The sequence below is a fragment of the Thioalkalivibrio sp. ALMg13-2 genome (assembly GCF_000381185.1).
Taxonomy (GTDB): Bacteria; Pseudomonadota; Gammaproteobacteria; order Ectothiorhodospirales; family Ectothiorhodospiraceae; genus Thioalkalivibrio; species Thioalkalivibrio versutus.
On sequence record NZ_KB906113.1, the window covers coordinates 71,320 to 83,704 of the forward strand.

At 68.3% G+C, this 12,385-nt stretch carries 12 protein-coding genes; 11 read left to right on the forward strand and 1 reads right to left on the reverse strand.

The genetic code is table 11. The features are described from left to right. Positions 1-116: 116 nt before the first annotated feature. Positions 117-1,076 carry a YafY family protein gene (locus F618_RS0110080; protein ID WP_019568483.1) on the forward strand — a complete coding sequence of 320 codons (960 nt, stop codon included), beginning with the start codon at positions 117-119 and terminating at the stop codon, positions 1,074-1,076. 88 nt (positions 1,077-1,164) lie between these two features. Next, a complete protein-coding gene (locus F618_RS0110085; protein ID WP_019568484.1) occupies positions 1,165-1,575 on the forward strand; it encodes an HIRAN domain-containing protein in 411 nt (136 codons plus the stop codon). A gap of 46 nt (positions 1,576-1,621) precedes the next feature. Here the strand turns inward: F618_RS0110085 and F618_RS0110090 are convergent, their stop codons facing one another. Continuing rightward, a complete protein-coding gene (locus F618_RS0110090) occupies positions 1,622-2,989 on the reverse strand; it encodes an NAD-dependent succinate-semialdehyde dehydrogenase (protein ID WP_019568485.1) in 1,368 nt (455 codons plus the stop codon). 129 nt (positions 2,990-3,118) lie between these two features. Here F618_RS0110090 and F618_RS0110095 point away from each other — a divergent pair, with 129 nt between their 5' ends. From F618_RS0110095 to F618_RS0110135, 9 genes are all read left to right on the forward strand, one after another. Next, a complete protein-coding gene (locus F618_RS0110095) occupies positions 3,119-4,090 on the forward strand; it encodes a complex I NDUFA9 subunit family protein (protein ID WP_018144763.1) in 972 nt (323 codons plus the stop codon). Positions 4,091-4,114: 24 nt separating this feature from the next. Continuing rightward, the gene (locus F618_RS0110100; RefSeq protein ID WP_019568486.1) at positions 4,115-5,347 is read left to right on the forward strand and encodes a multifunctional CCA addition/repair protein; all 1,233 of its coding nucleotides are present in this window, start codon (positions 4,115-4,117) and stop codon (positions 5,345-5,347) included. Positions 5,348-5,431: 84 nt separating this feature from the next. Further along, positions 5,432-6,088, forward strand: coding sequence for a protein-L-isoaspartate O-methyltransferase (locus F618_RS0110105; protein ID WP_018144765.1), 657 nt, complete (start codon positions 5,432-5,434; stop codon positions 6,086-6,088). A gap of 111 nt (positions 6,089-6,199) precedes the next feature. Then, positions 6,200-7,531, forward strand: coding sequence for a TolC family outer membrane protein (locus F618_RS0110110; protein WP_019568487.1), 1,332 nt, complete (start codon positions 6,200-6,202; stop codon positions 7,529-7,531). After that, positions 7,531-8,100: an isochorismatase family protein gene (locus F618_RS0110115; protein WP_018169245.1), complete on the forward strand. Its 570-nt coding sequence runs from the start codon at positions 7,531-7,533 to the stop codon at positions 8,098-8,100. The genes F618_RS0110110 and F618_RS0110115 overlap by 1 nt, the downstream gene beginning before the upstream one ends. A gap of 18 nt (positions 8,101-8,118) precedes the next feature. Then, positions 8,119-8,265, forward strand: a complete 147-nt coding sequence (locus F618_RS16170) for a hypothetical protein (RefSeq protein ID WP_018144768.1) — start codon at positions 8,119-8,121, stop codon at positions 8,263-8,265. Between the two features lie 10 nt (positions 8,266-8,275). Next, on the forward strand, positions 8,276-9,127 hold the full coding sequence (locus F618_RS0110125) for a hypothetical protein (RefSeq protein WP_018938341.1): 852 nt from the start codon (positions 8,276-8,278) through the stop codon (positions 9,125-9,127). Beyond that, a complete protein-coding gene (locus F618_RS0110130; RefSeq protein WP_019568488.1) occupies positions 9,127-10,197 on the forward strand; it encodes a homoserine O-succinyltransferase in 1,071 nt (356 codons plus the stop codon). Before F618_RS0110125 ends, F618_RS0110130 begins: the two co-directional genes overlap by 1 nt. Positions 10,198-10,352: 155 nt before the next feature. After that, complete coding sequence (locus F618_RS0110135) at positions 10,353-11,693, forward strand: MFS transporter (protein WP_019568489.1); 1,341 nt, start codon at positions 10,353-10,355, stop codon at positions 11,691-11,693. Positions 11,694-12,385: the final 692 nt, after the last annotated feature.

A 12,385-nucleotide genomic window follows, 5' to 3' on the forward strand; every position in this document is an offset into this window, starting at 1 on the left:
GTCGCCCGCAACCGCCGCAAGCGACCCGGCGGGCATCCGGCGCCCCGGCGCGTCGCTTGCGGGTGCCCGGGCGAATGGGTAGCGTCCCCGGGCATGCATCGACCCCTGGCCCGCCCGTGAACCGCGCCGAGCGTATCTTTCACCTGCACCGATTGTTGCAGGGGCGGCGGCCGCCCTCGCTGGCGGACCTGATGGAGCGTCTCGAGGTCTCGCGCGCGACCGTCAAGCGCGACCTCGAATACATGCGCGACTTCATGCAGGCACCCATCGAATACGATGCCCAGGCCAATGGCTACCGCTACGCGCAGGATGCCCCGGCGTTCGAGCTGCCGGGGCTGTGGTTCAACGAATCCGAGCTGCTGGCGCTGCTGACCATGGAGCAACTCCTGGAGGACGTGCAGCCCGGGTTGCTGGCGCCCACGCTGGGGCCACTGAAGGGCCGCATCCGCGAGCTGCTCGCCAGCGGCGGGCACCAGCCGGACACCGTGCGCCGCCGCATCCACATCCAGCCGCTGGCCCAGCGCGGCAGCCGCGGCGAAAGCTTTCAGGCCGTGGCCACTGCGACCCTGGACGAGCACCCCGTCGAGATCGAGTATCACGGCCGTGCCCGGGACGCCGCGAGTTGTCGCGTCGTGCACCCGCAGCGCCTGCTCTACTACCGCGACAACTGGTACCTGATCGCCTGGTGCGAGCAGGCCCGGGACCTGCGCACCTTCGCCCTGGAGCGCATCCGCTTGGTGCAGCCGGTGGAGTCTGCCTACCGCTCCATCGACGAGGCGACCCTGGATGCTCATACCGGGGACGCCTTTGGCATCTTCACCGGTCCCGCACAGGAATGGGCCGTGCTGCGCTTCACCCCGGAACATGCCCGCTGGGTCGCCGACGAGATCTGGCACCCGGAGCAGATCGGCGAATACGAGGGCGACGCGTATCGCCTCCGTATTCCCTACGCCGACCCGACCGAGCTGGTCCAGGAGATCCTGCGCCACGGCCCGGGCGTCGAGGTGCTGGCGCCCGCCGACCTGCGCCAGCGCGTGGCCAGCGACCTCACGCGCGCCGCTCACCAGTACACCTAGGGATAAGAACCGATTTCGGGGGTGGCTCATCCTGTGAGCCACCCCCGGTGCTACAACGGACACCCAGGCCACACCGAGGAGTCCGAACATGTCGCACAACCGCCAGGCACGCCCCGTCCCGCCGCTCGCCGGCTACTACGCCGAGCGCGGCACCTACAACCGCACCGCCACCACCGAAGAACTGCTGGACCGCATCCCCCTGGCCGGTTTCCGCCACCACGAGGCGCCCCGGCTGTGGGACATCCTCAAGCGCGGCCAGGCCCTGACCGTGGAACGCGAGCGCACCAACACCCACGACGGCCGGGCCGTCGCCGTGCGCTGGATGGACCACCACCTGGGCTATCTGCCTCGCGACCGCAACGGCCTGGCCGCCCAGCTACTGGACCAGGACCAGCCCCTGATCGCCCGCATCCTGGAGAAGCGCGATCACGCCGACCGCCACCACCGTCTCGAGCTCGGCCTCTACCGCGCGAAGCCGAGGCCCACCCCGGCCCACTAGACCCACATACCCAAGGCGACGCGGATCAACCTTCGACGGGCATGAATCAACCCACCCAGATGGTCTTGGCGTTCTGGAACTCGCGGATGCCGAGCTCGGAGAGTTCGCGGCCGTAGCCGGAGTCCTTCACGCCGCCGAAGGGCAGGCGCGGGTCGCTCTTGACGATGCCGTTGACGAAGGCGCAACCGCATTCCAGGCGCCGGGCCAGGGCCTCGCCGCGCACCGGATCGCCGGTCCAGACGCTGCCGCCCAGGCCGAAGCGCGAGCGGTTGGCGAGCTCGATGGCATGATCCGCGTCGCGCGCCCGGGTGACCGCCGCGACCGGGCCGAAGGTCTCCTCGTCGAAGGCCGCCATGCCGGGTTCCACGGCATCCAGCAGTGTGGGCGGGTAGAAGTAACCGGCCCCATCGAGGGGCTCGCCGCCCGCCACCAGGCGGGCGCCGGCCGCCACGCTGCGGGTCACCTGGTCGTGCAACTCGCTACGCAGGTCATCGCGCGCCAGCGGCCCGATGTTCGTTCCCTCGTCCATCGGATCCCCGATGACCAGGGCCTCGATGGCCGCCTGGAAGCGTTCGACGAAGGCATCCGCGATGGCCTCCTCGACGATGAAACGCTTGGCGGCGATGCAGGTCTCGCCGTTGTTCTGGAAGCGCCCGCGTACCGCCTGCTCCACGGTGTGGTCGAGATCGGCATCCGCCAGCACGACGAAGGCATCCGAGCCGCCCAGTTCCAGCACCGAGGACTTCAGGGCCTTGCCGGCCGCAGCCCCCACCGCGCGGCCGGCGCCTTCGGAGCCGGTCAGGCTGACGCCCTGCACGCGACGGTCAGAGATGATGCCCTCCACCGCATCGGAGCCAACCGGCAGGTTGCGGAACACGCCCTCGGGAAAACCGGCCGCTGTGAACACCCGTTCCAGATGTTCGGCACATCCGGGGACGTTGGAGGCGTGCTTCAGCAGCACGGTATTGCCGGCCAGCGTGGCCGGGATCGCCTGGCGAAAGGCCTGCCAGTAGGGAAAGTTCCAGGGCATCACCAGCAGCACGGTCCCCAGCGGCTGCCAGGCGATGAACGACCGGCTCGCATCCGAGGCGACCATAGTGTCCTGCAGGAAGTCCGGGCCGTGCTCGGCATAGTACTCACAGGCGTTGGCACACTTGTCGAGCTCGGCGCGCGCCTCGAGCAGCCGCTTGCCCATCTCGCGGGTGGCCGTAGTCGCCAGGGTCTCGCGCGCGTCGCGCAGCACCCCGGCCAGGTCGTGCAGGCGGGCGGCGCGCTCCGCCACCGGGCGTGCCGCCCAGTCCGGTGCGGCGCTGGCCGCGCGTGCCAGGGCGGCCTCCAGCCCGTCCCGATCCATGCGGGGATAACGCGCGAGCATCTCGCCGGTCGCAGGGTTGATCGCGGTCAGTTCGGTCATGTCGGCGCCTCGGATTGGTGACCCGGAAACAGGCCACGGGAAACACAGGTCAACTATTTGCTAGTTTGAACAATGCGGGTCACCCGAGTATAAGACGATCCGCATTCGCTTTCGGAAGGACCTTGCCCCATGTCGATCGATTCGATTCGCAATGTCTGCCTGCTCGGCGGCACGGGCTTTGTCGGCCACCACATCATCCGCCGACTGATTGACCGCGGCCTGAAGGTCCGCGTGCTGTCGCGCCGCCCGCACCGCCATCGCGACCTCCTGGTCAACCCCGAGGTCGACCTGGTCGAGGGCAGCGCCCATGATCCCGCCACCCTGGAACGCCTGTTCGCGGGCCAGGACGCGGTGATCAACCTGGTCGGCATCCTCAACGAGCGTGGCCACAGTGGGGCCGGCTTCCGCGCCGCCCACACCGAACTGACCGAGAAGGCCCTGGCCGCCGCCGAGTCGCAGGGCGTGCGCCGCTTCCTGCAGATGAGCGCGCTGAAGGCGGACATGGACGACGCCCCCAGCCACTACCTGCGCAGCAAGGGTGCGGCCGAGCAGGCCGTGTTCGCCAGCGAGTCCCTGGCGGTCACCGTCTTCCGTCCCTCCGTCATCTTCGGGCCGGAAGACTCCTTCCTGAACCGCTTCGTGACGCTGCTGAAATTCTCGCCCGTGATGCCACTGGCGCGTGCCCGGGCGCGCTTCGCCCCGGTGTTCGTGGGCGATGTGGCCGAGCACTTCGTCGAGGCCCTGGAAGACCAGGATACCTTCGGCCAGGGCTTCGAGCTGTGCGGCCCGAAGACCTACACCCTGGGCGACCTGGTGCGGTATGTGGGCCGGGTCTCCGGCCACCGGCGCCCGGTAATCGGCCTGCCCGACTGGGCCGGCAAGCTGCAGGCCAGCGTGCTCGAGTTCGTGCCCGGCAAGCCGTTGTCGCGCGACAACTTCGCCTCGCTGACCATCGACTCGGTCTGCGACGGCGAACAGCAGCTGCCCTGCCCGACCCGCCTGGAATCCATTGCCCCCAGCTATCTGGGCGGTGGGGGCGCCGGGCGCGAGGCCCGCATGCAGCACCTGCGCACGCTCAATCGCGGGGCCAGCCGCGGCTGATCGAAGGGTGAACCGGTAACCGCCATGCAGACCTACCTCGTCGGCGGTGCGGTTCGCGACCGCCTGCTAGGGCGCCCGTTCACGGAGCGCGACTACGTCGTCGTCGGCAGCTCGCCGGAGGCGATGGAGTCCAATGGCTTTCGGCCGGTCGGGCGCGACTTCCCCGTCTTCCTGCATCCCGAAACCCACGAGGAATACGCGCTGGCGCGCACCGAGCGCAAGACCGCGCGCGGCTATCACGGCTTCCAGTTCAACGCCTCGCCCGAGGTCACGCTGGAGGACGACCTCGAACGCCGCGATCTCACCATCAACGCCATGGCCGAGGATGCCGACGGCCGCTTGATCGACCCCTACAACGGCCAGGCCGACCTGGAGGCGCGCCGACTGCGGCATGTCTCCCCCGCCTTCGCCGAGGACCCGGTGCGCCTGCTGCGCGTGGCGCGGTTTGCCGCCCAGCTCGCGCCATGGGGCTTCGAGGTCGCGCCCGACACGCTGACGTTGATGCGCGAGCTCGTCACCTCCGGCGAGGTCGACGCCCTGGTACCCGAACGCGTCTGGGCGGAATGCGAGAAGGCCCTGAAGAGTCCGGCACCACGGCGTTTTCTGGAGGTGCTGCGCGAGGCCGGGGCACTCGCCGTCCTGTTCCCCGAGATCGAGCGGCTGTTCGGCGTGCCGCAGCCGGAGCGCTACCACCCGGAGATCGACACCGGCGTGCATACCCTGATGGTGCTGGACCAGGCGACCCGGCTTTCCGATGCACCGGAGGTCCGTTTCGCCGCGCTGGTGCACGACCTCGGCAAGGGCACCACTGACCCGGAGATCCTGCCCAGCCATCACGGGCACGAGGAACGCGGGGTGGACCTGATCCGCGCCCTGACCGAACGCCTGCGCATACCCAATCGCTACCGCGACCTGGCGGTGCGCGTGGCGCGCTACCACGGGCTGGTGCATCGCGTATTCGAGCTGCGCCCGAAGACCGTGATGAAGCTGGTCGACGGCCTGGACGTCCTGCGCCGCCCGGAGAACGTGGAGCCCTTCCTGCTGGCGGTGGAGGCGGACTTCCGCGGCCGCACCGGCTGGGAAGACAAGCCCTATCCACAGGCCGACGCGGTGCGCCGCGCAGTGGCGGCCGCGCAAGGCGTGCAGCCGGCGGCCCTGATAGCCGAGGGACACAAGGGCAAGGCACTGGGCGAGGCCCTGCAGCGCGAGCGCGTTCGCGCCGTTGCCGACGCCCTCGACGCACACCCCGACGCGTAGGAACCTGCTCGCAGGCTCCTACTTGCCTGTTTCGGCCCGTGAACGTACTCTTTCGCGGCTGTCGAGCGCACTGAGGAAACCGCGATGGATTACGCCAAGGCCCGGATCAACATGGTCGAACAGCAGGTCCGCCCCTGGGACGTGCTGGACACCCGTGTACTGGACGTAATGGAAACGCTCCCGCGCGAGCGTTTCATGCCCGAGCCCTATCAGGCCCTGGCGTACGCCGATTCCGAGATCCCCCTGGGGCACGACGAGAACACCCTGCCGCCGGTCGTGATCGGCCGCCTGCTGCAGGCCGTGTCGCCGCAGCCTACCGAAACCGTGCTGGAGATCGGCACCGGTTCCGGCTACGTCACGGCCTGCCTGTCCCATCTGGCAGCCCAGGTCGACAGCGTCGAGCGCATCGACGAGCTGCGCCTGGCCGCCCGCAACCGCCTGACCGATCTCGGCATCGAGAACGCGCAACTGCGCACCGCCTCGGTGACCCCCGACTGGACCCCGCCGCGCCCGCGCTACGACGCGATCATCCTGACCGGCGGCATGACCGAATATGACGACTTCCTCGAGCCCTACCTGACCCTGGGCGGGCGACTGTTCGTGATTACCGGTGACGGTCCGATCATGGAGGCCCAGCTGATTATCCGCACCACCGAGGACGGCTGCCGCCATGAGGAGCTGTTCGAGACCCGCGTGAAGCCGCTGGTGGGCTTCGAGCCGAAGCCCGCCTTCGAATTCTGAGCGGCACCCGAGGGGCCCATTTCAGGCGCGGGCAACCAGGGGGGAAGGTCCCATGCCCGAACGGGCTCTGATAGGATAGGCTTTTCCTAATATCCTTCCGGAGTCGCGTCCATGAACCGTCTGCCGTCGCTTCTCGCCACCGCCGGGCTGGTCCTTGTGATCTCGGCCCCCGCCGCCGCCTCGAGCCTCCTGGAGGTCTACGAGCGCGCCGCCACGGAAGACGCGGAGCTGCGCACCGCCGAGGCGGAATACCGCGGCGTGCTGGAAAATCGCCCGATCACTCGCTCTGCCCTGCTGCCACAGATCTCCGGGCAGGCCGAGGCCGGCGCGTTCTACCGCGACGACCGCGATTCGCAAACCGGCAGCCTCGACGGTCGCCAGACCAGCTTTGGCGTCAATCTCTCGCAGAGCATCTACGACCGCCGCAACTACATTGATCTTGTGCAGGTGGATCTCGAGATCGCCCGCGCCGAGGCGGAACTGGATTCCGCCCGTCAGGACCTGATCCTGCGCGTCTCCCAGGCCTACTTCGACGTGCTGATCGCACAGGAGACCCTGGCCTTTCGCGAGGCCGAGGTCGAGGCAATCGAGCGCCAGCTGGAACAGACCGAGCGCCGCTTTGAGGTCGGCCTGGTCGCACGCACCGACGTCACTGAGGCGCAGGCCCAGCGCGACCTTGCCGAGGCCGAGCGCATCAGCGCCGAGAACCAGCTGGACCTGACCCGCGAACAGCTCGCGGTGATCACCAATACCTACTGGGACCAGCTCGACATGCTGCGCGACGACGCCGAGCTGACCCCGCCGGATCCAGCCGATCCGCAGGCCTGGGTGGATATCGCCCTGGCGAACAACCTGGAACTGGCCGCCCAGCGTCTGAGCACGGAGAGCGCGCGCGAGCAGATCCAGCGCCAGCGCGCCGAGGGCCTGCCACGCATCAATCTGAACGCCTCGGTCAACGAGAACCGCTATCACGGCCTTGATGCCGGCACGACCGGCGGGGCGATGTTCTTCGAGGGCACCGAAGCCCAGGTCGGGATCCAGCTGGAGATCCCGTTCTACACCGGCGGTCGTGTCAGCGCCCTCACCCGTCAGGCGCGCGAGAATTTCCAGGCCGCGCAGGAAGGCCAGTCGCTGGTTGAACGCCGCACGACCCAGGACACCCGCAGCGCTTATCTGTCGGTGATCTCCAACAACTCGCGCGTGCGCGCCCTGGAGCAGGCCCTGGCCTCCACCCAGTCCGCGTTCGAGGCGGCCGAGGCCGGCTTCGAGGTGGGCACCCGCACCCAGGTCGACGTCCTGCTCGCCCTGCGCGAGGTCTTCCGCGCCGAGCGCGACTACGCCGAGGCCCGCTACGGCTTCCTCAGCGAGTCGCTGCGCCTGCAGCGCGCCGCCGGCCGCCTGAGCGTGGCCGATCTCGAGGCCATCAACCGCCTGCTGGAGTAATGGCCGCTGCCGCTTCCAATCCGCGAGCCCGCTGCGAGCGTGCGCGCTCGCGGCTGGTCCTGATCGACTTGCAGGAACGCCTGCTGGCCGCCATGCCGGACGCGCGGGACGAGGTCGAGCGCAATACCGCGCGCCTGATCGAGGCCGCGCGCAAGCTGGATATCCCGATCGAGGTCTCGCGTCAGTATCCGCAGGGCCTGGGCGAAGTCACCGCCACTCTGCAGCAAGCGCTCGACGGCTACGGCACGGTCACCGACAAGACGTCCTTCTCCTGCTGCGCCGAGGATGACCTGCGCGCGCGCCTGACAGGCGGCGACCAGGTCATCCTGACCGGTTCGGAGACGCATATCTGCGTGACCCAGACGGCGCTGGAGTTGCTGGACGCGGGCGTAACCGTGTTCGTGGTCGAGGACGGGGTCTGCTCGCGCGACGCCGGGCGCAAGCGCAACGGGCTGGAACGCCTGCGCGCTGCCGGCGCCATCATTACCAACCACGAATCGGTGCTGTTCGAATGGCTGCGCGACGCGGCCGATCCGCAGTTCCGCGAACTGAGCCAACTGATCCGCTAACCGGAGGATTCCGCAGGGATGCGCATACTCGGCAACATTCTATTGGGCGTCTGGCTGATCCTGTTCGGCCTGCGCGGCCTGCTGGGACTGCAGTTCCAGTACGACCATTACGTCATCAGCGGCCTGGCGGTGATCGCCGGTATCCTGTTCATCCTGCGACGCTAATCGAGTCCCCATGCGCCTGACACCCGACGAATACCGCAACCAGGAGCACCGCCGCATCACCCTGCTGGGGATGTCCGGTGTCGGCAAGACGCGCCTGTCCAACATGCTCCGGCGCGAGGACTGGTTCCACTATTCGGGGGACTACCGCATCGGCACGCGCTACCTGAGCGAGCCGATCCTGGACAACATCAAGGCCCAGGCGATGGCGGTGCCGTTCCTGCGCGACCTGTTGCGCTCGGACTCGATCCAGATCATCAACAACATCACCGTGGACAACCTGCACCCGGTGGCGAGCTTCCTCGGCAAGCTCGGCAACCCGGAGCTGGGCGGCCTGCCGCTGACCGAATTCAAGCGCCGCCAGACCCTGCACCACCAGGCCGAGGTGCAGGCGATGCTCGACGTGCCGGACTTCATCCACAAGGCACAAACGCTGTTCGGCTACCCGCATTTCGTCAACGACGCCGGCGGCTCGGTCTGCGAACTGGACAGCCCCGGCGTACTCGAGACGCTGGCCGAGCACACCCTGATCCTGTACATCAAGGCGACGGACGAAGACGAGCGCCAGCTGATCGAACGCGCAGAGCGCGACCCCAAACCGCTGTACTACCGCGAGGCCTTCCTCGACCAGCAGCTGGCCGAATACATGCGCGACGAGGGGCTGGACTACGTCGCCCAGATCGACCCGGACGCGTTCGTGCGCTGGGTCTTCTCGCGCCTGTTCCGCGCACGCCTGCCGCGCTACGAGGCGATCGCCGAGACCCACGGCTACACGATCAGCACCACCGAACTGGCACGCGTACGCAACGCGGGCGAGTTCGATGACCTGGTCTGCATGGCCCTGGAACGGGAGGCACGCCTCTAATGCCACTTGTCGCCTATTCCGATCTGCCCACCTTTGCCCGCCTGCGGAGCGAGGGCGAGACCGTGCTGCCCAGCGACTTCGCGCAGCAGCAGGAGATCCGTGCGCTGCACATCGGGCTGCTGAACATGATGCCGGACGCCGCCCTGTCGGCGACCGAACGTCAGTTCTTTCGCCTGATCGGCGAGAGCAACCAGATCGCGCAGTTCTATATCCACCCGTTCACCCTGCCGCAGCTCAAGCGCGGGCCGAAGGGGCGCGATCACATCAAGCAGTACTACGAGGACTTCGAGGACCTGAAGAAAGAGGGTCTCGACGCGCTGATCATCACCGGGGCCAACGTCACCCAGCCGGACCTGGCACTGGAACCCTTCTGGGAGCCGCTGGCCGAGGTGGTGGACTGGGCCTGGGAAAACGTGACCTCGACGCTTTGTTCCTGCCTCGCCACCCACGCCGTGCTGCAGGCACGCTACGGCGAGCGTCGCGTGCACATGGGCGAGAAGCTGTGGGGCGTGTTCCCGCACCGGGTGGTGGACCGCGGGCATCCGCTGGTCACCGGCGTCAACACCCGCTTCGATGTGCCGCACTCGCGCTACAACGATGTCTCGCGCGAACAATTCGAACGCCACGGCCTGCGCGTACTGGTGGACAGCGAGCAGTCCGGGATTCACCTGGGTGCCTCGCCGGACGGCGTCCGCATGGTCTTCTTCCAGGGCCACCCGGAGTACGACTCCATCAGCCTGCTCAAGGAATACAAGCGCGAGGTCGTGCGCTATATCCAGGGCGAGCGCGACGCCTACCCGCCGCTACCGGAGAACTACCTGATGCCGCAGGCCGCCGCGATCCTCGGCGAGCATCGCGAGCAGGTCGAGGCCGCGCTGGAGCACTGCACCGAGATCCCGGCGCTGCCCGAGGCGCTGCTGCTGGACCGCCTGGACAACACCTGGCATGACACCGCCCTAGCGGTGATCAACAACTGGCTGGGCAACGTTTATCAGCTGACCAACCTCGACCGGCGCAAGCCGTTCCGCGACAGCGTCGATCCGAGCGATCCGTTGGCCGGACGGCGTTAGTCAGCCGCCGTCATTGCGAGGCGCGCAGCGACGCGGCAATCTCCTTCCGAAACCACCGAGTCCCGCCGCTCTGCCAGCGTCCGGAGGTTGCCACGTCGCCTTCGGCTCCTCGCAATGACGAGGCGATACGAATGGCACTCTGACAGGAGAAACCGATGGCCGAGAGTGACCCGGACAAGCTGCCGCGCCCGCTGATCTCCCTGTACGAAACCATCGCCGGGGACGAGGATGCGCGCGTCTGCAAGGACATTCCGGAAAACGCCTGCAGCGCCCAGCCGACCAACTTTTTCGTCCACCTGGTCTCCAACACCCTGAGCAAGATCGGCGACGAGCTGGCCTCGGCCCGCCTGGTCCTCGCCTGGCTCTTGGGCGCCCTGGGGGCCCCGGCCGCCTTCGCCGGCTTCCTGGTCCCGATCCGCGAGTCCGGCTCGCTGCTGCCGCAGTTGTTCGTGGCCGCCGCCATCCGGCGGCGGGCCATCCGCAAGGGCTTCTGGATCCTCGGCAGCCTGCTCTCCGGGCTCGCGGTGGCCGGCATGGCCGTGGTCGCGCTGACCCTGGAGGGTGCAGCCGCCGGCTGGGCCATCCTCGGGCTGCTGGTGGTCTTTGCGCTTTCGCGCGGGATCAACTCGGTCGCGGCCAAGGATGTGCTGGGCAAAACCATCGCCAAGCATCGCCGCGGCACGGTGATGGGCTACGCCGCGTCGCTGGCCGGGTTCTTCACCCTGGGGCTGGGCATCTACCTCACTCTCGCGAACCTGGAAGAGGCCGGCATTGGCGTGTTCGTGGCCCTGCTGGCCGCCTCGGCCGGGGCCTGGTGGATCGCCGCCGCGACCTTCACCCGGCTGCGCGAGGATCCGGGTGCCACCGAGGGTGGCGGCAACGCCGTCACCGAGGCCATCAAGTCGATGCGCCTGCTGTGGACCGACCGCGCCTTCGGTCACTTCGTCCTGACCCGCGCGCTGCTGATGAGCACGGCCCTGGCACTGCCCTTCTACGTCCTGCTCGCGGAGGACGCGACCGCCGGTGATCTGGGCACCCTGGGCCTGCTGATCCTCGCCAGCGGCCTGGCCTCGGCCGTCAGCGCCCCGGTCTGGGGCCGGCTGTCCGACCGCTCCGCCCGCTGGGTCCTGATCCTCTCGGGACTCCTTGCAGCCGGCCTCGGCATCGCGGTCGCCCTGAGCGTCTGGCTCGCGCCCGTCGGCACCGACCATGCGCTGGTTCCCGGCGGCTGGGTCTATGCGACCCTGTTCTTCCTGCTCGGGGTCAGCCATGCCGGCGTGCGTCTGGGCCGCAAGACGTACCTGGTCGACATGGCAACCCAGGAAACGCGCGCCGCGTTCACCGCCGTCAGCAACACCGTCATCGGCGGCCTGCTACTGATCGGCGGCCTGTTCGGCCTGCTGGCCCAGCTAGCCGGCACCGAAGTCGCCATCTTCGTGCTCGCGCTGATGAGCCTCGCCGGCGCCGTGAGCGCCTGGCTCATGGGCGAAGCCTGACGCCCGCCTCTTTCCCACTCACTAGCCTAAGCACGTTTCATCATCCGGCGTTTACGGTGGTGTCGGTCCACCGCCTGCCTGGTTGTGGCTAGTCCTGGTTCGGCATCTGGTGTTTACGGTGCCTTCGTCCGACCGCCTGCCAGGCGCTGACTCGCCAGCGCGCCCCGAGGTACTTTCTTGTTTGCCCAAGAAAGTACCCAAAGAAGGGCTCCCGGATTCCGCCCGGGAACCTCGCTCCGGACGCGCTGGGCCGGCGGCGCTGAACTCGCTACGCCTTCGGCTTCGCTCAGACATCCAGCGCCTTCTCCCGGCCCATCACGCCCTCCGCGAGGGGCTCCATACGGGGGGAGAAGGTCAAGACAGACGGTATCCGGACACCGGCAGCCAGCCCCTGTCCCGTAGGGTGCGGTTGAGCGCAGCGCAACGCACCGGTCCCCGCGCCGTGCGGACCCGTGATGCGATTCGCTGCGCTCATCACATCCTACGCCCCCCCGGCGCCCGCTTCGCGGGCGCGGCACGCCATGGCCGCAGGCCGAGCGTGCCAAAGATGCTCGAAGACCTAGCCATCATCCACCGGCAGGAACGCTGGGATAGCCGTTGTTTGGACCTGCCTCCCCGTTGTCGTCGCGCCGAGTGGAGAGGCTTTTCGCGGGACGATTCTAAATAGACACGGGGCGCTGGATGTCTGAGCG